Source organism: Bacillus sp. FSL L8-0358, assembly GCF_038593095.1.
GTDB classification, from domain to species: Bacteria; Bacillota; Bacilli; order Bacillales; family Bacillaceae; genus Bacillus; species Bacillus subtilis.
Genome location: NZ_CP151962.1, coordinates 2,619,896 through 2,644,956 on the forward strand (window position 1 = coordinate 2,619,896; position 25,061 = coordinate 2,644,956).

Genomic DNA, 25,061 nt, shown 5'->3' on the forward strand with positions numbered 1-25,061 from the left:
CCCCTTTCTAAATATTGTAAATACAGACTCAGTATACATGAAGAGACTGCCCTATTGTTGAAAATACATCAATTTGTCAATATTTTGAACCTAAAGTAATATAGCTTGAATCTTACTCTTTTGATTGCCAATCAGCCTTAGCCCCTCTCACTTGGAAGGTCCCTTGATTTTCATACTGCTTCAACTTTAATTAACAAGATGCCATAAGGCTTTACTCTATTTTATAATGGAAATGATCATCGAAAATCGTTAGGGAGGTGATGTAAATGGCAAGCAAGATGAGAATGCCAGATTCCGCAACGTCCCATGCAAAGCCTATTATTGGGAAGGCGATACTTTGCATGGGGTAGACTTTCTAAAAGATCGCCCAAGTAAGCTTTTCTGATATAGTGGCTTTGCACCTTATTTGACATAAAAAAATAAGGAGCTGGCAGAAATGGCATATGTAAAAGCAACCGCTATTTTACCTGAAAAGCTGATATCGGAAATTCAAAAGTATGTTCAAGGAAAAACAATATATATCCCTAAACCTGAATCCTCTCATCAAAAATGGGGTGCGTGTTCAGGAACAAGAAAGCTGATCGATGACAGAAACGCTTCTATTAAAAAAGCATTTAAAAACGGCAAAACCATTCATCAATTATCTGATGAATATCACCTCTCTGATGAAACAATAAAAAAAATTGTCTACTCTAAATAAACAAAACGGAAGCACTGATGAAATATAATCAGTGCTTTTTATATGGCGAGTTTGTTTCTTAGTTATTTCCTGCATATGATACCATTGGCCAATTGTGTAAAGTTAAGGGAGATGAGAAGAAAGGAAGGTCCTACAAATGACGATAAACAATGGAACGTTGCAAGTACCCGGCGCGAACATCCACTATCAGGTGCGTGGCTCAGGTCCCATCATTCTTTTGGTTCATGGCGGAGGCGGTGATGCCGACAAGTTCCATCAAGTTGCCAATCATCTGGCTAACTGGTACTCGGTTGTTACTTACGATCGCCGCGGCCATTCCCGCAGCAATCTCGCCAATCAGATTGAGGATTACCGTGTGGAAACACACAGTGACGATGCTCACCGTCTTCTAGCCAAAATCACCAATAAGCCGGCATACGTATTTGGAAGCAGCTCCGGGGCTGTTATCGGGCTTGATCTGTGCATACGCCATCCCGAACAAGTACATGTCATGATCCCACACGAACCAATCTTATTGCAGCTTCTGCATGGAAATGAGCTGAAACAAGCCGAGCAATTTATGGAAGACCTTAAGAAAAATCATCGAAGTGAAGTCATTAAGTTAATGTCAAGATTAGAGACAGACGAACAATCAAAGGCTGTGCTGACAAAGCGGCTTCTCGGCAATTCAACGTATTTCACTGAGTATGAAATTCAAGGAATTCTCAACTATACATTAGATTTCGAAGCATTAAAAACTGTGTTTACATCTTCACCGATGAAGGTACTCCCAGCTGGCGGAAGTGCTTCTCGGGAGCTTTTTCCTTATCGTTGCGCGAACGCCCTAGCGGAACAATTTGAAACAGAATTGGTTGAATTCCCCGGAAATCATACGGGGTACACAATGTACCATAAAGAATTTTCTGAGAGGTTACACGATATGTTAGAAAAAGAAAAGAAACATACGTGTTAAGGATTGATTAAAATTTTTTATAATAGGACAGGTAAAACTAACTATAGAATTAGAGAAGATTTCACGAAGCGTAAAAAGAACTTTTCACTAACGAGAACGCAATGTGAGATGTTTAACCAAAGTGATATTAGGGATTTCATCGAAAAATAGGTTTGTACATTACGTTCTCCTATTGATTATTTCCTATCTTAATTCCGTATTTTATACCATTAGATACAACTCTAAAGCGGCTCGTTATTTTGTCCTCAACAACAACCAGTGTCTAACATCATGAATCTCTTTTGAAAATCACCACAAATGCAGGTATGGAAGACTTCATCGCAACAAAAACCATACCAACTATTGTTGTTGGTATGGTTCGTCCTAGATAGGCCCTTAAGAAGAGATTCTATTGTACGGAGTATTTAGCTAATTGCATTTGTAACCGACAGGGCCGTCTGAACCTGTGTACACATATGTGTCAGAAACATATCCAATATTCACGACACCCCGGGAATCTTTCCACTGGATTTGGTCCCAGATATTACTCGTTCCATACTTCCCTGTAACAGTCGTTCCATAAGCGTAACAATAATAAGGAACACGGGAGCCGCTCGGAATGGAAAGCATAATAGGATAATTTGTACCAGGACCGCTGCGCATATTGACAGGCGCACCGCTGCTTGTTGAGACAGTAAAGTACTGAACGGCAAGTGCCTGACTGGAAAAAATGAATAAAGATGCAATCATAACGGTTAACATACTCAGCATTTTCAGTTTAGTCAATGTCATCCCTCTTTCTTCAATTCCTTCATTTTAAGAAACAATAGAACAATGCTACCAGCTGCATTTAGGAACAACCGGACCGTCTGAGCCTGTATACATATATGTATCAGAGACAAATCCAGGAACGATCTCCCCGCTGGCAAGCGTCCGCTCTGTGTAATTCCAAATATTACTCGTTCCATACTTTCCAGTTACAGTTGTACCGGTTTTGTAGCAATAGATCGGGATGCGGGTTCCGCTCGGAATGGTCGTTACAATTCCCCAACTTGTACCTGGGCCGCTGCGCATATTGACAGGAGCACCGCTGCTTGTTGAAACCGTATAATACTGAGCTGCAAGTGCATGGCTAGAAAAAATGAACAAAGATGCAATCATCACCGTTAGCATACTTAGCCTCTTTAACTTATTCACCTTATACCCTCCCCTTATAAATGCCGTACGTTTGACTTTCTTACATCCAGTTAAGGATTTACTTTCAGATACCATGCCCCCTCCCCTCCCATATATTTATCAATGTACCATAAACTAGATCTTTCAAAAGTGGAATTATTCCTATGTTTTCGACAATTAAGGATACAAAATAAATGGTAGTCAGGCTTGATATTGATGGTGTGTTCAATTTGGCTCTTAATCATTTGCACGATTGACAATCCGGAAAAAGGACATGGATTAAGCGGCTTCGTGTCAACCAATTAACTCAATCAGTGTACTGCTTCCTTGTATCCACGCTTCTCCTCGATTCATGGATACTCCACCTTTTTCACCAATCAAAAACGGACACCAAACAAATCAGCGTAAATGCTGCAAGTTCAGTGTCCGCAACCTATTATGACTTTGCTTTCTTTTACCAGGGCGTATAAAAATGATGAGGTACGTTATCAAACGTTATTCTATGATTTTGCAAGTCGAAAAATCATAACATTTTATATATTTCAATCAGATTATGATCTGGATCTCTGAAGTGAGCAACTCGGGCACTCCATTCCTTGCGATCATGCGGTTTATTCACACATTTAACTCCTTTTTCGTGTAAATCGTCATATGTTTTATCAACATCTTCTACCTTAAACTGAAGCAAAAATTTTGATTGAGCTTCTCCTTCCAAGGACTTTTTTTCCTCTCCAACGATTTCAGCCATCGTTTCTCGAGATAAAAGCTCTATTTTCGTTTCCCCATTATCAAAGAGTGCATATTCCATTTCATTCTCTAACCAACTTATTGGAAGTCCTAATGAATCTTTGTAAAACTCGACGCTTTTCTTAAAATCATTCACCAACAGTCTAATTTGTAACAGCTTCATATCGAGTGCCTCCTATAAAACCATACTTTTTACTGGTCATCCAATTTAATGATACAAAAGGAAACCTGACAGCACTATGTCAAGTTTACGTAAATAAATTTCCATACTTCACCTTATTTCAGATTTAAGTGCAGTTTATTCCATGTCATAAGAAATGTACGCTAACGAGCAAAAACAGCGATTCTTAAAACAAAAAATGATACCGAGTGTACTTTCTGTATGCTTCAACGTCATTTCGGGAAATGTAACGTTGATAAAAGGAGGTTACATCAATATGGATCATCAAACATTGGCAGCTCACGAGGCTGTTGACTTACATGAAATCGTGAACTTTAAAACACTTTGTATAGCGAAATCAAAGTTAATGCAAGGGCTTGTGTTTGACCAAGAACTGAAGGACTTGATGCAAAAAGATGTGCAGCAATCCATTCAAGACCTTACTGAATTACAGGCGGTGTATGAGCGTGCCTCATTTCAGGCCCCTGTCCCTCAAAGCCGCCCAACGCCAATCATCAATTGAAAGGAAGGTAAGCCTCTTTGAATAATGATCATTTAGACCCCATTAATTCGCTGAATGTGCCTGAACTAGCAGACACTACATTCGCGATGGATTTTCTTATACGAGCTAAGGAAGGCGTAAGGAATACTGCTGTAGCTTTGACAGAAACCGCTTCACCAGATGTAAGAGCCTTGCTGCGGAAACAGCTGATGCAAGGAATTGCGATGCACCAAGAGATTACGGAACTGATGATCAGCAAAAAATGGTTCCATCCATATGAGCTGAGCGAACAGTATAAGCTGGATCAGCTTTCTGCAAAAAACACGATCATGGTCGGCAATATGAACCTCTTTCCTGATGAAACAAATCGAAAAGGGATGTTTGACCGGACACCTGATGAACACTAACACTGGAGGTTTTAAGCATGAAGGCAGTAACGTATCAAGGCATTAAAAATGTTGTTGTCAAAGATGTCCCCGATCCAAAGATTGAAAAATCCGATGACATGATTATCAAAGTCACCAGTACAGCCATTTGCGGATCAGATTTACACTTAATCCATGGATTCATTCCTAATATGCAAGAAGACTATGTCATTGGCCATGAAGCGATGGGAATTGTTGAAGAAGTTGGGCCAGGGGTTACAAAGGTAAAAAAAGGAGACCGCGTCATTATCCCTTTTACGATCGCCTGCGGTGAATGTTTTTTTTGTAAAAACCAGCTGGAAAGCCAATGTGATCAATCGAATGACAACGGAGATATGGGTGCTTATTTCGGTTATTCAGGGCAAACTGGCGGTTATCCAGGCGGGCAAGCTGAATATTTAAGAGTGCCGTTTGCGAATTTTACCCATTTTAAAATCCCTGAATCTTGTGAGGAACCCGATGAGAAATTAAGCGTGATTGCCGATGCTATGACCACCGGCTTTTGGAGTGTGGACAATGCCGGTGTAAAAGACGGCGATACTGTTATCGTTCTCGGCTGCGGACCAGTCGGCCTGTTTGCTCAAAAGTTTTGTTGGCTAAAAGGCGCAAAACGCGTCATAGCAGTTGACTATGTAAACTATCGCTTACAGCATGCGAAACGTACAAACAAAGTAGAAATCGTTAATTTTGAAGACCATGAGAATACAGGGAATTATTTAAAGGAAATCACGAAAGGCGGAGCGGATGTAGTCATTGACGCTGTTGGGATGGATGGTAAAATGAGCGATCTCGAGTTCCTTGCCAGCGGATTAAAGCTTCATGGCGGAACGATGAGTGCATTGGTCATTGCTTCCCAAGCTGTTCGCAAAGGAGGAACCATACAAATTACAGGTGTGTATGGAGGCAGATATAACGGTTTTCCGTTAGGAGATATTATGCAGCGAAACGTCAATATACGCTCTGGACAGGCTCCGGTGATCCACTATATGCCGTACATGTTTGAACTAGTATCGACAGGCAAAATTGATCCGGGAGATGTTGTCAGCCATGTCCTGCCGCTTAGTGAAGCCAAGCATGGCTATGACATTTTTGATTCAAAAATGGATGATTGTATCAAAGTTGTGTTAAAGCCTTAAAAAACGGAGGTTACAGAAATGGAATACGCCTTACATGAAGTGCTTGAGGTTCAAGAAATGACTGCTTTCAAGACACTTTGTTTGACGAAATCTAAAACAATGAAAGCACTGGTATCTGATCCGAAGCTTAAAGAAATCATGCAGCAAGACGTTGACATCACCACACGGCAGCTGCAGGAATTCGCCTCTATTTTATCTAATGCAAAGCATGAATGAGGAGATGATTGAATAATGAATCCTATCATTGAATATCTGACCGGCATGAATGTTCTAACAGACCAAATCATTGCTATGGACTTATTAATTGCAGCAAAAAACGGAGTCAGAAATTATGCGATGGCAGCAACTGAAGCCGGAACGCCTGAAGTGAAGGAGGTCCTTGTCCGTCATTTGGAAGAAGCACTCGATATGCACGAACAACTCTCAAGCTATATGATGGAAAAAGGCTGGTACCATCCTTGGAACACAGACGAACAAGTCAAGCTGAATTTAAAAAATATTGATACAGCCATTCAATTGCCAACCCTTTAACATACAATGAGTGATTTGCTGAGGAACAGTATTGATTGTGCACAACTGTTCCTCAGCTTCAAAATGAGCACTGTTTGTTCGGGTCCTATGACCGTAAATAGATTAACCGCTTTTCTCCATCTGTTCTCCGATAATGTTTGCAAATTCTCCAATCCAAATAAGGAATCGTAACCACCTCTTTTTATGCGATCTCTTGATGGAGAAAACAGGCCAGAATCAAAATCCTTGGTTTTAACCTGCCCTCTTCACACGCAAAGAATGCTACCTTCTTTGCTCCACTGATCCGTGAAGACTTTCCGTTTTAGGCCTGCTTTTGAGCTTTGCCTCATTTTCGCGCAATTTCCCATCATAATCTTTAATTTTTGTGTCTAATCTCTTAATTGTTTCATCAATTTCTTTCCGCTTCTCTATCAGCCGCTGTCGTTCGTCAGCCAGGATATTTTTTCGAGCTTCTACCGTACGGTCACCTTCGGTAAATAATGTTGTATATTCAATTAGCGCTTCTATCGATAGTCCCGCATTTCGCATGCATTTAATGAATTCAATCCATTTGATATCTTCTTCATCATAGTCGCGAATGCCGCTGTCTTTTCGTTTTACAGGCGGGATTAATCCTACACGTTCGTAATATCTGAGTGTTGCGGCTGTCAGGCCAAACTGCTTTGCCACCTGAGCAATATTCATGATCTTCACCTCTCTATCCTGCATGTTGTGAAGGTAACACTTAAAGTTAACTTTAAGTCAAGCTCAAAACAAGTGGTTAGCTGCTGAATCTGGGTTTATATATTCGGGACTTGTCTTAAAGCACACTTTAAGCTCTATACTTCTCCATGCAATAAAAACAGTTTAGATGGAGGGATTGCTGAATGGCAAATAAACAAACTGCCGGAAGAGAACAATTAGGAGAATTTGCGCCAAAGTTTGCTGAACTTCATGATGATGTTCTATTCGGTGACATTTGGGCAAGAGAGGAAGAACTTTCACCCCGGGATCGCAGCATGATTACAGTTTCTGCGTTAATTGCTGACTGTAGCTCACCTTATAAATCAGGTTCATTTTAAATGCTATTTTAAAAAAACCCTTGCCTTAAAGCAGACTTTAAGGTTTATCGTTATGTTGAAGACACCATAAAACATAAATAAGTGCATGTTTTTTTACAACACTTATGATGAAGAAAGGAAAGGTTCATATGTGTACTCAACATCAAACCCGTGTATTAAGCGTGTCACATGCAAAAGCCAAATTTGAACAAACGACGATTGAGCGAAGAGAATTACGGCCGCACGATGTCTTAATCGATATTAAATTCAGCGGTATTTGCCATTCAGACATTCATAGTGCTTTTGATGAATGGGGCGGTGGCATCTTCCCAATGGTGCCAGGACATGAAATAGCCGGTGTCGTAACAGCCGTTGGAGCAGAAGTCACCAAGTTTGCTGTCGGAGACCGCGTTGGTGTCGGCTGTTTTGTTGACTCTTGCGGAGAATGCGAATACTGTCTCAACGGAGAGGAACAATTCTGCACGAAGGGTGTTGTTCAAACGTATAACTCAGTAGACTACGACGGAAACCCCACTTATGGCGGGTACAGCCAAAAAATCGTTGTCACTGACAGATTTGTTGTTCGCATACCAGACCGTTTGGAAATGGATGTTGCCAGTCCGCTGTTGTGTGCAGGTATCACAACGTATTCCCCGCTGAAACACTGGAATGTTGGCCCTGGTAAAAAGGTTGCGATTGTAGGCGTGGGTGGCCTTGGACATTTGGCGATTCAATTTGCACATGCGATGGGTGCAGAGGTAACCGTCCTGAGCCGTTCCATGAATAAGAAAGAAGAAGCTCTGGAACTCGGTGCAAATCATTACTTTGCAACAAGTGACCCAGCTACATTCACTGCATTGGCCGGGCGTTTTGACGTGATCTTAAATACGGTATCGGCGAATCTTGATGTGGATGCCTATTTATCAATGCTTCGTATAGACGGGACACTTGTAAACGTTGGAGCTCCTGCCAAGCCGGACACATACAGTGTGTTTTCCCTAATCATGGGGCGCCGCAGCATTGCAGGTTCTCTAGTCGGCGGAATTCAAGAAACTCAAGAGATGCTGGATTTCGCAGCTGAGCATGACATCGAACCTAAAATCGAAGTCATCCGAGCTGACCAAGTGGACGAAGCATACGAACGTATCCTCCGAAGCGATGTCCGTTATCGATTTGTGATTGATATTTCCACATTGTAATAGGTAAGTCCTTATATGGGCTGACCCGCTTTTATTGAAACTCACGAAAAACGATCTCGTTAAGCAAATATTTTGAAGGCCGGTCAATCTTCCTGTTATTCTATGAATAGAGAGTTATTAGGAGGGTTTTTTATGAGCAAAAAAATTGCAGTTCTTGTTACAGACCAATTCGAAGACATCGAATATACAAGTCCGGTAAAAGCATACGAAGAAGCTGGCTACAGTGTTGTAGCTATCGATTTGGAAGCCGGCAAAGAAGTGACCGGTAAGCATGGCGAGAAAGTAAAGATTGACAAAGCCATCTCTGATGTGGATGCAAGTGACTTTGATGCACTTTTAATTCCTGGGGGATTCTCTCCGGATTTGCTTCGTGCAGATGACCGTCCGGGTGAATTCGCAAAAGCATTTGTCGAAAACAAAAAACCTGTTTTCGCAATTTGCCACGGCCCGCAAGTACTGATTGATACGGATCTTCTAAAAGGCAAAGATATCACAGGCTACCGCAGCATCCGCAAAGATTTAATCAATGCCGGTGCAAACTACAAAGATGCAGAAGTAGTCGTCAGCCACAACATTGTCACAAGCAGAACACCTGATGATTTGGAAGCATTTAACCGCGAATCTTTAAATTTGTTAAAATAACGAGAAGGCACAGACTGTTCGGGTCTGTGCCTTTTTTAAAATTAAGACTCCTTCTTTACATTCTGAAAGACAGCAGTCGCGTCCCACACATTCAAGCCAAATTGGCCTTCTGAAAATGCGGAATCATTTGCATCAATCACAAGACGATCATCTAAATAGATTTTAAAGCGATCGCCCTCGGCCTCTGTTTTCAGATGATACTTTTTATTAACGTCTATCGGTGTTTTGTATTCAGCAATGACAGAAGCAACACCGTTCTCAAATTTAAAGAATTTCACCAGGTCATGCTTCGCGTCCACATTGGCAAGATAACCGTTTTTGGCATCTTTGTCAGAGCGAAACATTAGTGCTCCTGCCCCTCTTCCGTTTCCATCCTTAATGGTGATATCAGATTCATAAGTGAAGTCTGACCCGGATGCTGAAGACAAGATAAAGGAATCTCCGTCCGACCTCCCTTGTTTCCCCTCAATTGTGTCGGCCCACGTGCCATTTACAGTCGTCCAGCCAGTCATATTGGACATAAAAGGTGACGTTCCCCATACCTTTTTTAAAGGGTGTATGGTTAAAGATTTTACCTTTACACCGCCCTTTGCAGCATATAATTCAAGCCCTTTGCTTGATCGGTCTGGGAGAATAATATCCGTTATGACCTGCTTTCCGTCATTCCCAAATACTTCAACCGAGGAGCGGTCAACAAAAATGCGCATCTTAACCTTCCCATTTACCGGCTTCAATGGGGCTGTTTCTTTTCCGGTGTTAAAGGCCGGATTAAAGGTGTCGTTGCCCGACTCGCTCCGGTCAACGAACAATTTGGCGTTCCTTCGGTCATAGCCGACCTTCGTAAATTGATTTTCACCTGTTCGGACCTTAAAACCAAATTCAGCAGCTGAACCAGGGCTTACTTTAAATTCTGCATTTATTTCATAGGCATCTCCAGATTGCCCTGCTAACACATTATGACTTGCAGGCGATATGGTCAGATTCTTCCACTTCTTAGAGGTCCCGCGAATCGTTTCCAGCTCTTTCACTGGTGTTTGGACCACTCTAACCCCTTCGGTAAACGCTTTCAATTTTAACTCTCTTGGAATGGACGTTGCACTTCTCCATGGGGATGTCGGAACATCATTCGCATATTGCCAATTGCTCATCCACCCTAACCATAGTCTCCGACTATCTGTGGCTGGAATATCGGACCAGGATACAGCGGCATAAAAGTCTCTGCCGTAATCCGTCCAGAGAACTTTGTTTGACGGGTTTTCATTTTTAAAATGAGTTCCATCAAAGTCCCCTACAAAATATTGCATGCCTGATCCTCCCGAGACCGCTCCGTTTCCGACACTGACCTGCATGACCCATTTCTTTTGATTCGGATTGCCGTCTACCGGAAGCTCAAATAAATCCGGGCATTCCCATACTCCCCCGTGGCTTCCTTGACCCTGTCCAAATTCACTTGCATACGTCCACTGCTTCAGATTTTTTGATGTATAAATGAGGATTCGGTCACCGGCCGCAAGCACCATTACCCACTTTTTTTCTTTCTCATACCAAAAGACTTTTGGATCGCGAAAATCTTTTTTACCCGGGTTTGGAATGACAGGGTTGCCAGCGTATTTCGTCCATGTTCTTCCTTTGTCGTTGCTATAGGCAATACTTTGCACTTGATGGCCTTCCCGATCCTGTGTATAAATGGCCACAAGCGGCCTCTCTTTGCCTGTTTGAAAACCGCTAGTGTTATTTTTATCTACAACTGCGCTTCCAGAAAAGATCGTGCCTTTTTCATCCGGATACAGCGCAACAGGAAGGTGTTCCCATGTAACCAAATCTTTGCTGACGGCATGCCCCCAATGCATGGGCCCCCACTGAAGCCCGTATGGATGGTATTGATAGAACAAGTGATATTCCCCGGCATAATATACCATTCCGTTTGGGTCATTCATCCAGTTTGCCTCTGGTGTGAAGTGGTATTGAGGACGGTAATCCTCATCATAGTAGCTTGAATCGGCTGCATCTGCCGAAAATGCCATAGTCAACAGCAGGGTGAACATGATCATGACTTGAATAAGTCTCTTTTTCATTTGTTCCTTCGCTCCTCTCTTCATGTTTGAACACTTTCAAGAGAGACTGCTAAGCAAGCTGGTCCGTTTCTGGCAATTCTCCTCTGTTTCGCTGTTATCCGAATGATTTATATATGAAAAGACTGCTGCAGTTTCTCTCTTTTTCCTTCACACAGCTTATGCTAAGAATCCAGCCCAATACCCGAGAATCCCGATGACAAAGATGCCGCAAATAATGAGAAGAGGATTCACCCCTTTGCGAAGCATCCATGCCACCAATAACGTTAATCCGAGAGGCAGCGCACCCGGCATAATGCTGTCTAACACGTTTTGTACAGTTTGAACATCTACTTTTCCGCTTTCATCCTTAATCCTGGATACAACGATTGGAATGTTGATGGTGGTCCATTTGGACACGAGAGCCCCCATAACAAATAATCCGAGAATCGAAGCGCCCTCTGTAAGCTTTTGAATGCGATTCCCCGCTAAATCCTGAAGAATCTCCATTCCTTTCACATAGCCATACTTTAATCCGTAATATTTTGTGCTTAATCTTATGGCATTCAGCAAGAAAAAGAATAGCAAAGGACCGGCAATGTTTCCTCCTAAAGCAAGGGAGGCTCCTAGCGCAGCTAAGACAGGACGAATCGTTCCCCAGAAAATCGGGTCGCCTACGCCCGCTATTGGTCCCATCAAACCAATTTTCATTCCGCTTATCGCTTTTTCGTCAATTCCTTTATTGTTCGCCATTTCTTCTTCCATGGCTGCCGTCACGCCAAATATAGGCGCTGTCAGCCACGGATGTGTATTAAACCATTCCAAATGCCGCTGCAAGGCTTCGTTTCTTTTCGCTCCGGGACCGTACAATTTTTTGATCGCCGGTATCATGACATAACAATATCCCATTGCCTGCACACGTTCGAAGTTAAAGGAACCGAGTAAAAAATTTGAACGAATAAACATGCTGAAAATTTCTTTTTTCGTTAATCGTTTTTCTTTCTCCATTTTTTCTTCCCCCCTCATCGTTTAGGCATCAAGATCATCATCGTCATCATAAACAGCAACACTGCCACTGTCTGATGCGGCCGCGACTGCTCCATGAGCGCTTTGTTTTTGCATCACCTGCTGGTATAAAAGCGCCAGACAGAGACCAAGGGCTCCAAATCCCACTAAGTTAAAATCGGTAAACGCCGCTAATAAGAAACCAATATAGAAAAATGGCTTTAAATAAGGAATATTCATCATATTGATCACCATGGCATACCCGACAACCACAATAATGCCTCCGCCTATTTGCAGTCCTTTTGTAATGACATCAGGAATATTTCCCAAGAACGCCTGAACAGCGCTGACACTAATTAAAGCAACAATCAATGTAGGAATCATGACGCGCAAAGCTTGAAACACCATCGCGGTAATATGCATAATTTCAATTCCTTTTATATTTCCCGCTTTTGCATATTGATCAGCGCGGTGGATGAAAAAGACAGTGATCGTCCGAACAAAAATCGTCAGCGCCTGACCCGCAGCTGCTAAAGCAACAGCGACAGCAATCCCTTCGCCAATTCCCTGATCAGCGGTAATAACTAAAATGGTTGAGATGACAGAGGCGATCGCTGTATCAGGTGCCATGGCAAGCCCGACGTTCATCCAGCCGAGCGCCATCAGCTCCAGTGTGCCTCCAAGAATAATTCCCGTTTTTAAGTCCCCGAGCACCAAGCCAACCAACGTACAGGCCACAAGCGGACGGTGTGTCTGCCCTTCATCCAATACACTTGCGATTCCGGTGATTGCTGCAATGATTAACAACAAAATAATTTGTAATGAAGACATATTCTCATCCCCTTGATTATTTTGTTACGTTCCGTAAAATCTGTACAAAATCCTCACTGGCATCTGAAGGCAGCTGCCTCAATTCCAGTTTCACGCCCTTGTCACTTAATGTTTCAAATGCCTTTATATCTTGTTCTGTGACACTGACTGATTTTGTGATTTGCCTGCGATGATTTTCAAAACGCATTCCCCCCACGTTTACGGTTTTGATCGGTACACCTGCTTCTATAAGAGATACAATATCGGACGGATTTTCAAACAAGAGCATTGCCGTTACCCCTTCGTAGCGCGGACTATGAAATGCTTTTGCCATTTTAGAAACCGAGACGGCACTCGCCTTTACATTTGAAGGCGCAACAGAAAGGATCAGCGTTTTTCTCATTTCGTCCTGAGCAATATCGTCGGAGACAACGATGATTCGGTCGGCTGCATGGACTTTTATCCACCTTGTCAGGATTTGGCCGTGAATAAAGCGGTCATCAATTCTTGCTAACACAATGTTCATCATAATTCATCCTCTCTTGTATCTTGATTGGCTGTTTTTACTTTTTCTAAATGTTCACTGCACACTTGAAAGCTTTGCTGACTCATTGCTTTTAAGTTGTTCAGCAAATCTTTGAGAGCCAGATGTTCTCTCAGGCTTAATACCTCCAGCAGAATCGGCAGGTTTACGCCGGCTGCCATATCCATTCTTTGATCCTCAGCAATAAAGGAAGCTGCCGCGTTATATGGCGTCCCTCCAAAAATATCGACTAAAAAAAGCACTTCATGTTCTTCCGGGATATCCTTGAGCGCCTGATGATATTTTTCTTGCAACGTTTGTATTCCTTCCCCTTTAAAAAACGGCACTGCAATCAGGTTATTTTCTTCACCGAATATCATCCCTGAAGATTCTTTTAATGCTATGGGGAAATCTCCATGACCGCTGATAATAACTGAAATCATATCTATTGCTCCTTTCCTGTTTTGTACATCCATATATAATGCAAGGATCGTGCCAACACAGTTGTGTTAAGCGTTTTCATTGTTATTTCAGCCAATAGCAATTTGTTGTTGAAACACTTAAAACGAAAAAAATAAACCTGTATTAAAATGGTGTTCCATTTAATACAGGTTCATATAAAAAAACTATTTTTAAAACAGCTGGCCATGCACTTCTTCAGCAAATATGGCGGCTATAAATAATTTTTCATCATCACTTATGCGAAGTCCGAGCTTTTCTTCATAAGGGGCTAATGTTCGCCCTGTCACGTACACCATTTCCTTCAGCTGATCATTGATCTCTTCTTCCTCCGAGAAAGCGATCGGATTCTGCTTAATTACCCTTTCAAAGGCGAAAGCCGTGTGCATAATGACTTTGATCAAAACCGCATTATTGAAAATGACTCCCAGCTCATCTTGAACGGTTTGCAGCCACTCCAATAACATTTCGATCACATGATGAGGATTCAAGAAGACAAGGTATTTTTTCAGACTATCCTCGCAAAGCTCCCTGACAATAATATTTGCTTCGTTCAATCCATTGCTCAAGGGGATGCTTCCTTTTGTAATCGCCTGTTGAATCAGCTTCTCTCCCTCCCCTTCAATTAACACTTCTAAAGATACATGCGGAGCATTGATTTTAGGGTCTTTCGTTCCGACTGTCGCAAGGATTTCATACTCTTTTTCGATTTCTTTTATGCTGTTGGCCAGCTTAATCGATGATACGGTCAATATGTGAATCGGGGTATCGGAGGCCTTGTTTACGATCGTGGTTAGAATGTCTTCCAGCTTTTTGGCCGTTCCGCTGCCCGTCGTGCAGATGGATACCAATGCCTTCTTTTTGCCGGGTGCCGCTGGCTGACGCTCCCACAACTCGATAAAATCCTTCGTGACCGATTGATAGATCGCATGCAAATTTAAATTCAAATAGTTTACCTTTCTGACAGCATCCAGCACCATTGAAGTCGTAACATTGCTGATCGTTTTGATGGAAATGCCTGTCTTTTCCTCCAGCCTGCTTTCCATCATTGCAAGCGACCCCATATCTACCAGCATTAAAACACCTTCACCTTCATCAACCTGTTTCATTTTTTCCGCTACGCATTCAATAATGTCCGAAGGTGAAACAGAAAGCGGCATGTCAACTGCTGCAATCGGCGTGCTCCCTAGCAGTTCTGTCGCGACTTCAACCATTGAACTCGCCGTGCTGTTTCCATGAGCAGCCACGATGATACCGACTCTTTTGTTCTCCTTTAACGATTTGATGGAATGGATTAACATCGTTAAGTAGATGACTTCTATTTCAGGAATAGCCACTTTAAAATATTCCTGAATTTTATCTTTAAAAATCATCGCCACCCGATATTCTTTCACATGAGTATCACGAATTTCATCCGTCTCCTGTGTATTCAAAACATCAATTTGCTTTCCTCGCTTTAAAAATGCGTCAATATGCATACTCAAGAAATAAATAAACTTACGGTCAAATGTGCAATCCAGCTCATGTTCAGCTATTTCTTTTAACTGTTTTGTCATTTGAATCACATCATCTTCAACGAATGTCAGCAGGTTGTCTTTTTGAAAAGCTTGATGGTGAAAAAAACTTCTGACATGCAAATGGACATCAGTCAAGATGTATTGGTTAATATCCTTTTTGGATAAACCTTCTTTCATAAGCGTTTTCACTTTTTCCTCAATCAAATGATATAAGTTAAATGAGAGGTCTTCGTCAATTTTTGTTGTTTCATCTTCTACAATCGGAGAGATAATCGTTGTAATATTGACATATTCAGAAATGGCTTTGCTTCTTTGCATGTTTTTGCTGCTGGACATCCATTCTTGCTTGATTTCATCAGGCAGATCGCGAACAGTCAGTTCAATAACCTCATTTCTGTCAAGGCTATGCAAAAATCCGTGTGCGCAAACTAACTGGACATTTGATTTCAGCTGTCCGACATTCCCAAATTTCGCAGAATGAATAAGCGCATTATAGACATCGATATGCACACTCAGATTCTTCTTAATTCGCTCTGCTTCTTTCCCTAATAAAAACGTCGTCAAATCTACTCTTTCTTTAAGCGATCGTTCTTCAAGCGAAGGAATATGAATGGTCATTGGGATTCTTCGCAAAAATGTTTTCAATAGTGCAGAACTCGGATTTTCTGTAGTCGCACAAATAAACAATACATTCGATGTTCGTTTATGTTCAGATTCTCCAAGCCTGTTATAAGAACCGCTGTCAATAAAATAAAACAGCATTTCTTGTCCCTCGGGAGGGAGACGGTGGATTTCATCCATAAAAAGAATGCCCCCATTGGCTTGTTCGACTAAACCTGCCTTATCCTCGGCAGCACCTGTAAATGAACCTTTTTTGTGTCCGAATAATTGAGAAAGCAATAATTGAGGGTTGTTGTAGTAGTCTGCACAGTTAAATGTAATAAATGGTGCGCCGGCCTTCAATATGTCAGAGTAAATGGCAAACTGGTAAATTCGGTTCGCAAAAAGGGATTTACCGGAACCAGTCGGCCCTAGGAGGAGCATATGCAGACCGTTCGGCGGATAAAAGACAGCTGCTTTTGCCTGGGAGATCGCTTTCTTCAAACTCCCTTTTGCCCCTATCATAAGCTCTAAGGGATTCGTGGAAATGTGTTGATGATTTTGCTTTGAATTTCCGGAAAACGCCTGAAGGTCTTTCACTTCCATCATCTCTGTATCCCATTTCTTGTTGAATAATTTTTCTGCTATCTCGACTGGGATGTATCTTACAGGAAACGTTTTAATTTTGATGACCTTTTTGGACCGGACGAGATTGTTCAATTCAAAGCTGACATTGGACCGCTCCATTTTCAGCTGCTCGGCAATTTCCTTTGCTGAATTCCCTTGTATTTTTAAAAGATGATCTAAGGTTGAATCATGAAAATTATGCATGAGCTGATGGTATATTTTATCTTTTCTTCTCACGTCTATCATCCTTTGTCCTTATTAGATAAGCCATTAACAAGAATATTTCGAAACTTTATAGTCCGCGTTGAGATTATCTGCTGATACACGTTTAAAAAGGTCTCTATAGCAGATTGACAAAGCTGGCTTTTATGCGTATATGTTTACATTTTGAATCATTTGCATCTCATATTAGTATGATAGATTCGCAGTTCTTGAGGGCCAGTCCCCTTCAAAAGTAATAATCAGTAAACAGTTTATCATTCTTGGGGAATGTAATGATGTCAAAATCATCAATGCCAAAAAATGAATCTTATAGATCAGGACAAATTACCTAAATATAACCCCTTAAGTTCGTTCACAACTAAAAAGACGGACACTCTATGTGACCGCCGCAGTATTACAATTTGCAAAACTTCGTCATTTTTGCAATCCACCTTGAAGGTTAAGGAATCTGTAAGCTTAAAAACTTTATCTTCGATTCTCTCGATTTGATCCCCCCTGCAGGCCTCAATCATAGTGGGTATGCAATTATACAAATCGTTACCGATCTAGTCTGTCAGATTGTCCAAATGACTTTCCTGTTTTACTCTGCTATTCAGGTAGAATCACGAGTGAAAAATAGAGCCAGAAGACATGTAACAGCACTTAAAATAGTTTTAAAATTTAAAAATAAAAGTATCTATTCTTTTAAATGTTATAATATCCGATAAAACTTTACTCATCTTTTTATTACTGGAGGAAAATAAAATTGATAGGCAATTCTAGCAAAGACAATTTTGGCCAGCAACAGAAATTGTCTAGAGGCCTTAAAAACAGGCATATACAATTAATGGCGATTGGGGGTGCAATCGGTACAGGTTTATTTTTAGGTTCAGGTAAATCCATCCATTTTGCAGGACCATCCATTTTATTTGCTTACTTGATCACCGGCGTATTTTGCTTTTTCATTATGCGTTCGCTCGGAGAACTGCTCTTATCAAATGCGGGATACCACTCTTTTGTTGATTTTGTAAGGGACTATTTAGGAAACATGGCAGCGTTTATCACTGGGTGGACCTACTGGTTCTGTTGGATTTCCCTCGCGATGGCTGATTTAACGGCGGTTGGCATTTATACGCAATATTGGCTTCCCGATGTGCCTCAATGGCTGCCGGGTCTTCTTGCGCTTATTATCCTGCTGATCATGAACCTTGCCACCGTTAAACTTTTCGGAGAATTAGAATTTTGGTTTGCATTGATCAAAGTCATTGCCATACTGGCTCTGATCGTAACTGGTATTTTCCTGATTGCGAAAGGTTTTTCCGCAGCTTCCGGCCCTGCCAGCCTCACCAACCTTTGGAGCCACGGCGGCATGTTCCCAAATGGATGGCATGGGTTTATCCTATCGTTCCAAATGGTCGTCTTCGCTTTCGTGGGTATTGAACTTGTTGGGCTGACAGCAGGTGAAACAGAAAATCCCCAAAAAGTGATCCCTAAAGCCATCAATCAAATCCCTGTCCGGATTTTACTTTTTTATGTTGGCGCACTTTTCGTGATTATGTGTATCTATCCTTGGAATGTGTTGAATCCAAACGAAAGCCCATTTGTTCAGGTCTTCTCTGCAGTAGGCATCGTTGTGGCTGCCAGTTTGATCAATTTTGTTGTATTAACATCAGCCGCGTCAGCTGCAAATAGCGCTTTATTCAGCACAAGCCGAATGGTCTATTCACTTGCAAAGGATCATCACGCACCTGGACTATTAAAGAAATTAACTTCTTCTAACGTGCCAAGCAATGCGCTGTTCTTTTCATCCGTCGCCATTCTGATTGGCGTTAGTCTGAATTATTTAATGCCCGAGCAAGTCTTCACACTGATTACAAGTGTTTCTACAATATGCTTCATTTTTATTTGGGGCATCACGGTGATTTGCCATTTGAAATATCGAAAAACAAGGCAGCATGAAGCGAAAGCAAACAAATTTAAAATGCCTTTTTACCCATTATCCAACTATTTAACACTTGCATTTCTCGCGTTCATTCTTGTCATATTGGCACTGGCGAATGATACACGTATTGCTTTGTTTGTAACCCCGGTCTGGTTTGTTTTATTGATTATTTTGTATAAGGTGCAAACCCGCAGAGGACATAAGATGAAATAAAAAAAAAGACAAGGGATACTCACTCCCTTGTCTTTTTTATAGGGCCAAACACTAAATTAAACTTTGGTTTCAAATTTCATTCACTTCATTTAAGTGTTAACTCAAACCAGTTTTGATGCCGAAACCTACTAATATTATTCCGGTAATTTTTTGAAACACTTTCTGGAACTTCGAGTTTTTCATCCATTTTTTCGCGTAATCAATAATATAAACAAGAAACAGAAACCACAACACCGCTAATAAGGTTAGGATTGAAGCTAAAATGATGAGCTGCTGGTTTATATTTCCGTTCAAATTGATAAATTGGGGCATGATTGTAACATACACCAAAACAGTTTTAGGATTGAGAATGTTACTGAGTGAACCCTGCATAAAGGAAGTTTTATAATACCGTTTCGGAGAACTTGCCATATTTTTTGCTTGGGATTGCATGTCATCTAACGAAAACATACTTTTAGCAAAAAAACTTTTTACACCTAAATAAATTAAGTATGCCGCTCCCAAATATTTGATCGTTGTGAAAAGAATCACTGACTTTGCGATCACCACTGATAACCCTAAAATGGCAATCACCGTCCAAAAGGAAAGTCCTGTTGCCAATCCGAGAATGTTATAACGGCCGGCTTTCGGACCATACCTAAGCGTATTTTTCATCACAAGCATCGTATCTGCCCCCGGCATGATAACCATCATGGCAGCGATTGGTATGTATGCGAGTAAGCTGTGCACTGTTCTCTCCCCCTTTAAAAAATCCCCTCAATAATTTAGTGACTACAAAAGTAACTACTTATAAAAGTGTATCAATCAGTTTGGAATAAATCAATATGGTTTGTTAAAATAGCGATTACAAAGGCAGCGATTGCTCTTTATATTGGAGGATATATGAAAGAAAATATGTTAGACATTTTAAAAAACCTCAATTTTACAGAATATGAATCGAAAGCGTATTTGGCATTATTGCAAGAATCACCTTTAACAGGCTATGCCGTTGCCAAAAAATCCGGAGTTCCCCGTTCTAAAATTTATGAAGTCTTGGAAAGCCTTGTCATAAGGGGAGATGTTTTTGTCAGTCATGGAAATACGCCTCAGTATGTTCCAGTCCCCGCAAAAGAACTGATTAAAAACCGCCGGCTCAAAGCGGAAGAGCATTTTGATCAGGCTGAGAAATATTTTGAAAAGTTCGAGGAGACCGCAAATGACCGGGAAAACATCTGGAATATCACCGGCCGCAGTGAAATTCTTGAAAAGGTGAAGGCTTGTATCTTATCTGCCAAAAAAAGAATCCTCTTAGAAATATGGAAAGAGGATTTTGAGGAGATAGAATCAGAGCTCAAACATGCGGCAGATCAAGGCGTTATTGTCACCATTATTGCGTACGGAGACATCGTATCTGATTTTGCCAATGTTTACCTTCATGATATGAGCAGTGAAATTACAGAAGAGTATGACGGACGGTGGCTTGTCTATAGCGGAGATGATTCAGAAGTAGTAGCGGGCATTGTCTCACTTGGCAACGACAGCCGTGCTGCATGGACGATGCATGTAGGTTTAGTCATGCCTATTACTGAAGTGATCATTCATGATCTGTACCTCATGGAAATTCTGAAAAAGCATAGAGAGCTTTTAGAAGAGAGCTTCGGGAAAAATCTCATCCAGTTGCGCCGTAAATTTTCTATCCATTCAGATTTCAAAAAACATTATTTGGAATAATGTTTCGCATCTCTTACCCCAAAAACATGGCTTGTACAAAACAAGCCGTGTTTTTTTATGCATAAAACTCCCCCTTGCTGATTTACTTCTCTCTTTTAAAAAAATGCAATTCTGCGCAAACTATTTTTCAGCCTGCCGCGTCTATCCTAGGTAACAGCCTACGATATACGTATATTCAAAAAGGAGCCCTTTATTGCAATGAAGAAAAAACAAACAACAAAAGCGTTGCTTGTCACATGTATAACTGACCATAAGCAAGATTTCTACAGGTTGGCTTTCAGTTATGTAAAAAATCAAGATGACGCATTAGATATTGTTCAGGAATCTATAAAAAAAGCGCTGAGCTCAGTTGAAACGGTCAGAAACCCTGAGACGATAAAAAGCTGGTTTTATAAAATTTTAGTACGGACAGCCATTGATTTTTTGCGCAAACAAAAAAAGATAAGAGTGATGGACGACGAAACGATAGAATTTTTAAGCAAAGGAAAGGAAGACCATTACAAGGATACTGATCTCCATGAAGCGCTTGACGAATTGCCGTACCGCTATAAAACCATTATTATTTTACGCTTTTTTGAAGACCTCAAATTAGAAGAAATTGCGGAAATTACAGGAGAAAACACGAATACCGTCAAAACGCGCCTATACAGAGCATTGAAGCTGATGCGCATTCAGTTGACGAAGGAGGATCTTTCTTAATGGATAAGAGATTACAGCAATTAAGAGAAGAATATAAAAATGTTCAGATTCCTAAAGAATTGGATATCATTGTTGAAAAAGCCCTTCAGCAAGAACCAAAAAAGAAAAGAATCGTCATGTGGCCGACATCAGCAGCAATCGCTGCAGCTATTTTATTCACTGCGCTTGTTAATATCAACCCTGACGCTGCTCAGGCTATGTCAAAGATCCCTGTCATCGGCAAAATCGTCAAAGCGATCACCTTTATTGAAATCAAAGAGGAAAAAGACCAATCAAGCATTGATGTCAAAACACCTGCTTTGTCCGGGCTTTCTAATAAAGAGCTTGAAAACAGCATTAACCAGAAATACTTGAAAGAAAGCCAGCAGCTGTATAAAGAGTTTATACAGTCCACATCCAAAAACAAAAAAGGGCATCTCAGCATCTACAGTGATTACGAGACGGTCACAGACACGCCAGATTTACTCTCTATCCGGCGCAATATTGAAAAAACACAAGCATCTTCCTACACACAAAGCCGTTATATTACAATTGACAAAAAGAATGATATTTTACTTACATTAAAAAGCTTATTCAAAGATGAGCGCTATATCAAAGTCATCAGTCAAAACATCAAAGAACAAATGAAACAGCAAATGAAGGAAGATCCAAATAAAATATATTGGCTCACTGACGAAGATGCAGAACCGTTCAAAACGATTCTTCCTGATCAGACGTTTTACATTACTGAAGACCATAAACTTGTGATCTCATTTGACGAATATGAAGTCGCCCCCGGCTATATGGGCGTTACCGAGTTTACAATTCCAACCAGCGTCATTTCAAACTTGCTCGTGGGAGAACGTTATATTCGATAAAATAAAAACATCCATCTAAGATCATGGATGTTTTCTCTCTTCTCTATTCGAGGTCGTAACCTCGCTATCAAAAACAACGAGAATATTTGCATACTATTGGAGGAATACCCATGTATCACAAGACACAGCATCATCGATACATCCCTGGACTTGATGGCCTTCGCGCTTTCGCCGTCCTGTCAGTTATCGCTTATCATCTAAATTTCAATTGGGCTAACGGAGGTTTTATCGGAGTTGATATCTTTTTTGTTTTATCCGGATATTTGATTACATCTATTCTATTACCGGCATATGGAAATGATATCAATCTTGATTTTCGGGACTTTTGGGTGCGCCGCATTCGGCGGCTTCTGCCGGCAGCGTACCTTATGATCTTTTCCACTGTTGTGTGGGTCGTATTGTTTGATCGAGAACTATTGCACACTCTACGTGGAGATGCGATCTCTTCTCTCTTTTATATGAGCAATTGGTGGTTTATTTTTCACAAGCTATCATATTTTGATAGTTTCGGTTCCCCATCACCTCTAAAAAACCTTTGGTCGCTGGCGATTGAAGAACAATTTTATATCATATGGCCGATGTTCTTAGTTGTTGGAATGTACATAATGAAAAGCCGCGCCAGATTGGCTGCGGTGATATCATTGCTTGCGCTTTGTTCAGCCGTGATGATGAGCGTACTGTATGAACCTGGCGGAGATCCGAGCCGCGTTTACTATGGCACAGACACTCGTTCGTTTGGACTTTTCATCGGATGTGCCTTGGCTTTGGTATGGCCGATGAAAAGGCTGTCTTCCAACAGGCTGCCAAGCAAACTGAAGCACACTTTGCACGCCACTGAATTTTCGGCATTTTGTATTTTAGTGTTGTGTGTCTATTTCACAGATGAATACGAGCCTTTTCTTTACAGAGGCGGAATGCTATTCATTAGCGTGACTGCCGCAATCCTTATTGCATGTGTTTGCCATCCGAGCAGCTTTTTAGGCAATCTGCTTTCATGGAGGCCGCTTCGGTGGCTTGGAACGAGGTCTTACGGAATTTATCTTTGGCACTACCCTGTTATTGTGTTAAGCACGCCAGTTCAAGAAATCGGAAACCCTGTTTTTTGGCATATCGTGCTAAAGGTCATTTTGACATGTATACTTGCCGAGCTTTCCTATCATTTTATTGAGAAGCCGATACGGACACAGGGGTTTAGGTCATTTTTCCGCCGTGTTTTTATACATAGAATCAAGGAATGGAAAACGACATCTGTCATCAGCAAACTGTCAATTGGTTTCATTATTTTCGCTATACTTATTTTTGCAGGCGGGCTGTCAGGGCTAGCCGGCGAGCAAAAGCACCCTACCAAATGGACCTATAGCTCACAAGAAACAAATGCTGACTCCAGCCAGGCTTCTGGGGATAAAAAGAACGCTGCAGCAAATAAAAAACACTATCCTGAACAAAAGACAACAGAATCGGATCAACGTCAAAAGGAAAACAAAGATAGTGGGCAAGAGACTCATAAAAAGAAAGACACGCAATCCCAACAGCAGAAAAAACCAGCAGACACTGCGAAAGAAGTTTTAGCTATAGGAGATTCCGTCATGCTTGATATTTCTTCACACCTGCGTCAGTCATTTTCAAATGTGACGATTGATGGAAAGGTAGGAAGACAAATGTCTCAAGCTTTGGAACTCGCAAGGGAGTACAAGTCTTTTAATCAGCCGAACAAGGCTGTCATCATTGAGCTTGGAACCAATGGCTACTTTACAAACAGCCAAATCGAACAACTGCTTCAATCTTTCTCAAAAGCTCATATCTATCTTGTCAATACACGGGTTCCCCGCCAATGGGAAAGCAAGGTTAATGAGTCTTTACAACACCAGGCAAGCGCACATCAAAATGTTACGTTAGTTGACTGGCATACAGAAGCTCTTCAGCATCCAGAATATTTTACCCCTGATGGTGTTCACTTGATTCCTAAAGGGGCAAAAACTTTGACTGCTCTTATTGTTCAGGCGATGAAATCGTAAAAAAAGAGATTCTATGGGATCTCTTTTTTACTAATTGCCTCTGGTTTTTGAAGGAAGATCTTGCGACTATAACTAAACATTCAAACAGAAGAGTATTCTAACTGCTTAAAATCGTTGATTATGTCTCCTTTCAGCAAGGCAGCCCTTATGTTTACATTCCGTTTACGTAAGGGTAAGCCAAAATAGAATGGAGGGATGATGGTGACAGTAAATGAAGAACGTGACATCCAAAAAGAGCTGAAACGATATGAGCTTTTTTTCAAAAAACGATATAAGATTCTTTATACAGTAAACGATTTTATTATTGGTGCTTTGTTTCTCGTCGGGAGCTTTTTCTTTTTTTATGACCGATTAATGTCGGCAGGGATTTGGCTGTTTGCGATCGGAAGCTTGCTGCTGTTAATCAGGCCCACGATCCGGCTGATTCATGACTTTCATTACCGTAAGCATGTGGAACAGCAATTCAAGCATCAATCTTCAACAGATGACTGATCTCGAGGAATCACAAGATAAAATGCAAAAAAATGATGTTAAAATTGCAATAAACGAGACTTTAAGACTATTTATTTTTAAAAATAAGGCAAAAAACATAAACTTTCGTCCCTGTTTGCCGATATTAACAATAAGACCGGCGCGATACTCC

The 25,061-nt window shown here is 41.1% G+C and carries 30 protein-coding genes; 17 read left to right on the forward strand and 13 right to left on the reverse strand.

The features are described from left to right. The first annotated feature begins 436 nt into the window (after positions 1-436). Both NYE49_RS13530 and NYE49_RS13535 read left to right on the forward strand, forming a co-directional pair. Positions 437-700 (forward strand): CD3324 family protein, encoded by a 264-nt coding sequence (locus NYE49_RS13530; RefSeq protein ID WP_015384191.1) that lies wholly within the window; start codon positions 437-439, stop codon positions 698-700. 136 nt (positions 701-836) lie between these two features. Next, complete coding sequence (locus tag NYE49_RS13535) at positions 837-1,652, forward strand: alpha/beta hydrolase (protein ID WP_047182935.1); 816 nt, start codon at positions 837-839, stop codon at positions 1,650-1,652. A 408-nt stretch (positions 1,653-2,060) separates the two neighbouring features. On the opposite strand, the gene NYE49_RS13540 is transcribed toward NYE49_RS13535, so the two are convergent. The 4 genes from NYE49_RS13540 to NYE49_RS13555 all read right to left on the reverse strand — a co-directional run bounded on the left by NYE49_RS13540 (position 2,061) and on the right by NYE49_RS13555 (position 3,717). Next, complete coding sequence (locus tag NYE49_RS13540) at positions 2,061-2,417, reverse strand: SH3 domain-containing protein (RefSeq protein ID WP_004398671.1); 357 nt, start codon at positions 2,415-2,417, stop codon at positions 2,061-2,063. A 51-nt stretch (positions 2,418-2,468) separates the two neighbouring features. Then, positions 2,469-2,828 (reverse strand): SH3 domain-containing protein, encoded by a 360-nt coding sequence (locus NYE49_RS13545; RefSeq protein WP_119899611.1) that lies wholly within the window; start codon positions 2,826-2,828, stop codon positions 2,469-2,471. A 273-nt stretch (positions 2,829-3,101) separates the two neighbouring features. Next, the gene (locus NYE49_RS13550) at positions 3,102-3,188 is read right to left on the reverse strand and encodes a hypothetical protein (RefSeq protein WP_144413666.1); all 87 of its coding nucleotides are present in this window, start codon (positions 3,186-3,188) and stop codon (positions 3,102-3,104) included. Between the two features lie 142 nt (positions 3,189-3,330). Further along, the gene (locus tag NYE49_RS13555) at positions 3,331-3,717 is read right to left on the reverse strand and encodes a VOC family protein (protein ID WP_015251599.1); all 387 of its coding nucleotides are present in this window, start codon (positions 3,715-3,717) and stop codon (positions 3,331-3,333) included. Between the two features lie 274 nt (positions 3,718-3,991). Between NYE49_RS13555 and NYE49_RS13560 the strand changes: the two genes are divergently transcribed. The 5 genes from NYE49_RS13560 to NYE49_RS13580 are packed head-to-tail and all read left to right on the forward strand — an operon-like array spanning position 3,992 to position 6,308. After that, the gene (locus NYE49_RS13560) at positions 3,992-4,237 is read left to right on the forward strand and encodes a hypothetical protein (protein ID WP_014477469.1); all 246 of its coding nucleotides are present in this window, start codon (positions 3,992-3,994) and stop codon (positions 4,235-4,237) included. Between the two features lie 17 nt (positions 4,238-4,254). After that, on the forward strand, positions 4,255-4,623 hold the full coding sequence (locus NYE49_RS13565) for a spore coat protein (protein ID WP_009967868.1): 369 nt from the start codon (positions 4,255-4,257) through the stop codon (positions 4,621-4,623). Positions 4,624-4,640: 17 nt separating this feature from the next. Further along, positions 4,641-5,777: a zinc-dependent alcohol dehydrogenase gene (locus tag NYE49_RS13570; protein ID WP_174616768.1), complete on the forward strand. Its 1,137-nt coding sequence runs from the start codon at positions 4,641-4,643 to the stop codon at positions 5,775-5,777. Between the two features lie 18 nt (positions 5,778-5,795). Continuing rightward, a complete protein-coding gene (locus NYE49_RS13575) occupies positions 5,796-5,993 on the forward strand; it encodes a hypothetical protein (protein ID WP_014480384.1) in 198 nt (65 codons plus the stop codon). A 15-nt stretch (positions 5,994-6,008) separates the two neighbouring features. Then, a complete protein-coding gene (locus tag NYE49_RS13580; RefSeq protein ID WP_047182938.1) occupies positions 6,009-6,308 on the forward strand; it encodes a spore coat protein in 300 nt (99 codons plus the stop codon). 261 nt (positions 6,309-6,569) lie between these two features. On the opposite strand, the gene adhR is transcribed toward NYE49_RS13580, so the two are convergent. After that, the gene (gene adhR, locus NYE49_RS13585) at positions 6,570-6,992 is read right to left on the reverse strand and encodes an aldehyde stress transcriptional regulator AdhR (RefSeq protein WP_004398725.1); all 423 of its coding nucleotides are present in this window, start codon (positions 6,990-6,992) and stop codon (positions 6,570-6,572) included. 182 nt (positions 6,993-7,174) lie between these two features. Here adhR and NYE49_RS13590 point away from each other — a divergent pair, with 182 nt between their 5' ends. The 3 genes from NYE49_RS13590 to yraA all read left to right on the forward strand — a co-directional run bounded on the left by NYE49_RS13590 (position 7,175) and on the right by yraA (position 9,189). Continuing rightward, positions 7,175-7,369, forward strand: coding sequence for a carboxymuconolactone decarboxylase family protein (locus tag NYE49_RS13590; RefSeq protein ID WP_047182939.1), 195 nt, complete (start codon positions 7,175-7,177; stop codon positions 7,367-7,369). A 128-nt stretch (positions 7,370-7,497) separates the two neighbouring features. Beyond that, complete coding sequence (adhA, locus tag NYE49_RS13595) at positions 7,498-8,547, forward strand: formaldehyde dehydrogenase AdhA (protein ID WP_047182940.1); 1,050 nt, start codon at positions 7,498-7,500, stop codon at positions 8,545-8,547. A 132-nt stretch (positions 8,548-8,679) separates the two neighbouring features. Then, complete coding sequence (yraA, locus tag NYE49_RS13600; RefSeq protein ID WP_003229836.1) at positions 8,680-9,189, forward strand: cysteine protease YraA; 510 nt, start codon at positions 8,680-8,682, stop codon at positions 9,187-9,189. A gap of 41 nt (positions 9,190-9,230) precedes the next feature. Here the strand turns inward: yraA and sacC are convergent, their stop codons facing one another. From sacC to levR, 7 genes are all read right to left on the reverse strand, one after another. Next, positions 9,231-11,234 (reverse strand): levanase, encoded by a 2,004-nt coding sequence (gene sacC / locus NYE49_RS13605; protein ID WP_250540426.1) that lies wholly within the window; start codon positions 11,232-11,234, stop codon positions 9,231-9,233. Next, positions 11,173-11,304: a hypothetical protein gene (locus NYE49_RS13610; protein ID WP_223497671.1), complete on the reverse strand. Its 132-nt coding sequence runs from the start codon at positions 11,302-11,304 to the stop codon at positions 11,173-11,175. The genes sacC and NYE49_RS13610 overlap by 62 nt, the downstream gene beginning before the upstream one ends. Before the next feature lie 116 nt (positions 11,305-11,420). Continuing rightward, entirely contained in the window at positions 11,421-12,248 is an 828-nt protein-coding gene (levG, locus tag NYE49_RS13615; RefSeq protein ID WP_047182942.1) for a PTS fructose transporter subunit IID, read from the reverse strand. A 21-nt stretch (positions 12,249-12,269) separates the two neighbouring features. Continuing rightward, positions 12,270-13,076 carry a PTS fructose transporter subunit IIC gene (gene levF / locus NYE49_RS13620; protein ID WP_014477476.1) on the reverse strand — a complete coding sequence of 269 codons (807 nt, stop codon included), beginning with the start codon at positions 13,074-13,076 and terminating at the stop codon, positions 12,270-12,272. A gap of 16 nt (positions 13,077-13,092) precedes the next feature. After that, entirely contained in the window at positions 13,093-13,581 is a 489-nt protein-coding gene (gene levE, locus NYE49_RS13625; protein WP_004399158.1) for a PTS fructose transporter subunit IIB, read from the reverse strand. Next, complete coding sequence (gene levD / locus NYE49_RS13630; protein WP_003246144.1) at positions 13,581-14,021, reverse strand: PTS fructose transporter subunit IIA; 441 nt, start codon at positions 14,019-14,021, stop codon at positions 13,581-13,583. Before levD ends, levE begins: the two co-directional genes overlap by 1 nt. Before the next feature lie 189 nt (positions 14,022-14,210). After that, a complete protein-coding gene (gene levR / locus NYE49_RS13635; protein ID WP_342410311.1) occupies positions 14,211-17,018 on the reverse strand; it encodes a transcriptional regulator LevR in 2,808 nt (935 codons plus the stop codon). Positions 17,019-17,569: 551 nt separating this feature from the next. Here levR and NYE49_RS13640 point away from each other — a divergent pair. Next, positions 17,570-17,710, forward strand: coding sequence for a hypothetical protein (locus NYE49_RS13640; protein WP_121517033.1), 141 nt, complete (start codon positions 17,570-17,572; stop codon positions 17,708-17,710). Between the two features lie 38 nt (positions 17,711-17,748). After that, the gene (locus tag NYE49_RS13645; RefSeq protein WP_015483487.1) at positions 17,749-19,137 is read left to right on the forward strand and encodes an amino acid permease; all 1,389 of its coding nucleotides are present in this window, start codon (positions 17,749-17,751) and stop codon (positions 19,135-19,137) included. A 96-nt stretch (positions 19,138-19,233) separates the two neighbouring features. On the opposite strand, the gene NYE49_RS13650 is transcribed toward NYE49_RS13645, so the two are convergent. Continuing rightward, entirely contained in the window at positions 19,234-19,866 is a 633-nt protein-coding gene (locus tag NYE49_RS13650; protein WP_014477480.1) for a LysE family transporter, read from the reverse strand. Positions 19,867-20,019: 153 nt separating this feature from the next. Here NYE49_RS13650 and NYE49_RS13655 point away from each other — a divergent pair, with 153 nt between their 5' ends. From NYE49_RS13655 to NYE49_RS13675, 5 genes are all read left to right on the forward strand, one after another. After that, entirely contained in the window at positions 20,020-20,847 is an 828-nt protein-coding gene (locus tag NYE49_RS13655; RefSeq protein ID WP_015483488.1) for a TrmB family transcriptional regulator, read from the forward strand. Between the two features lie 198 nt (positions 20,848-21,045). Continuing rightward, positions 21,046-21,546, forward strand: a complete 501-nt coding sequence (sigV, locus tag NYE49_RS13660; RefSeq protein ID WP_004398891.1) for an RNA polymerase sigma factor SigV — start codon at positions 21,046-21,048, stop codon at positions 21,544-21,546. Next, complete coding sequence (gene rsiV / locus NYE49_RS13665) at positions 21,546-22,403, forward strand: anti-sigma-V factor RsiV (RefSeq protein WP_015384210.1); 858 nt, start codon at positions 21,546-21,548, stop codon at positions 22,401-22,403. Before sigV ends, rsiV begins: the two co-directional genes overlap by 1 nt. Before the next feature lie 110 nt (positions 22,404-22,513). Continuing rightward, positions 22,514-24,418 carry a peptidoglycan O-acetyltransferase OatA gene (oatA, locus tag NYE49_RS13670; protein ID WP_047182944.1) on the forward strand — a complete coding sequence of 635 codons (1,905 nt, stop codon included), beginning with the start codon at positions 22,514-22,516 and terminating at the stop codon, positions 24,416-24,418. Between the two features lie 201 nt (positions 24,419-24,619). Then, on the forward strand, positions 24,620-24,910 hold the full coding sequence (locus tag NYE49_RS13675; protein ID WP_015483489.1) for a YrhK family protein: 291 nt from the start codon (positions 24,620-24,622) through the stop codon (positions 24,908-24,910). Positions 24,911-25,061 lie beyond the last annotated feature (151 nt).

Excerpts from the sequence above, each read along its gene's own strand:
- sacC (WP_250540426.1), bottom strand. The coding sequence starts at position 11,234 with ATGTTCACCCTGCTGTTGACTATGGCATTTTCGGCAGATGCAGCCGAT.
- NYE49_RS13570 (WP_174616768.1), top strand. The coding sequence starts at position 4,641 with ATGAAGGCAGTAACGTATCAAGGCATTAAAAATGTTGTTGTCAAAGAT.
- NYE49_RS13560 (WP_014477469.1), top strand. The coding sequence starts at position 3,992 with ATGGATCATCAAACATTGGCAGCTCACGAGGCTGTTGACTTACATGAA.
- rsiV (WP_015384210.1), top strand. The coding sequence starts at position 21,546 with ATGGATAAGAGATTACAGCAATTAAGAGAAGAATATAAAAATGTTCAG.
- NYE49_RS13530 (WP_015384191.1), top strand. The coding sequence starts at position 437 with ATGGCATATGTAAAAGCAACCGCTATTTTACCTGAAAAGCTGATATCG.
- sigV (WP_004398891.1), top strand. The coding sequence starts at position 21,046 with ATGAAGAAAAAACAAACAACAAAAGCGTTGCTTGTCACATGTATAACT.
- NYE49_RS13535 (WP_047182935.1), top strand. The coding sequence starts at position 837 with ATGACGATAAACAATGGAACGTTGCAAGTACCCGGCGCGAACATCCAC.
- levD (WP_003246144.1), bottom strand. The coding sequence starts at position 14,021 with ATGATTTCAGTTATTATCAGCGGTCATGGAGATTTCCCCATAGCATTA.
- NYE49_RS13655 (WP_015483488.1), top strand. The coding sequence starts at position 20,020 with ATGAAAGAAAATATGTTAGACATTTTAAAAAACCTCAATTTTACAGAA.
- yraA (WP_003229836.1), top strand. The coding sequence starts at position 8,680 with ATGAGCAAAAAAATTGCAGTTCTTGTTACAGACCAATTCGAAGACATC.
- adhR (WP_004398725.1), bottom strand. The coding sequence starts at position 6,992 with ATGAATATTGCTCAGGTGGCAAAGCAGTTTGGCCTGACAGCCGCAACA.
- levF (WP_014477476.1), bottom strand. The coding sequence starts at position 13,076 with ATGTCTTCATTACAAATTATTTTGTTGTTAATCATTGCAGCAATCACC.
- NYE49_RS13580 (WP_047182938.1), top strand. The coding sequence starts at position 6,009 with ATGAATCCTATCATTGAATATCTGACCGGCATGAATGTTCTAACAGAC.
- NYE49_RS13590 (WP_047182939.1), top strand. The coding sequence starts at position 7,175 with ATGGCAAATAAACAAACTGCCGGAAGAGAACAATTAGGAGAATTTGCG.
- adhA (WP_047182940.1), top strand. The coding sequence starts at position 7,498 with ATGTGTACTCAACATCAAACCCGTGTATTAAGCGTGTCACATGCAAAA.
- NYE49_RS13640 (WP_121517033.1), top strand. The coding sequence starts at position 17,570 with ATGACTTTCCTGTTTTACTCTGCTATTCAGGTAGAATCACGAGTGAAA.
- oatA (WP_047182944.1), top strand. The coding sequence starts at position 22,514 with ATGTATCACAAGACACAGCATCATCGATACATCCCTGGACTTGATGGC.
- levG (WP_047182942.1), bottom strand. The coding sequence starts at position 12,248 with ATGGAGAAAGAAAAACGATTAACGAAAAAAGAAATTTTCAGCATGTTT.
- NYE49_RS13575 (WP_014480384.1), top strand. The coding sequence starts at position 5,796 with ATGGAATACGCCTTACATGAAGTGCTTGAGGTTCAAGAAATGACTGCT.
- NYE49_RS13555 (WP_015251599.1), bottom strand. The coding sequence starts at position 3,717 with ATGAAGCTGTTACAAATTAGACTGTTGGTGAATGATTTTAAGAAAAGC.
- levE (WP_004399158.1), bottom strand. The coding sequence starts at position 13,581 with ATGAACATTGTGTTAGCAAGAATTGATGACCGCTTTATTCACGGCCAA.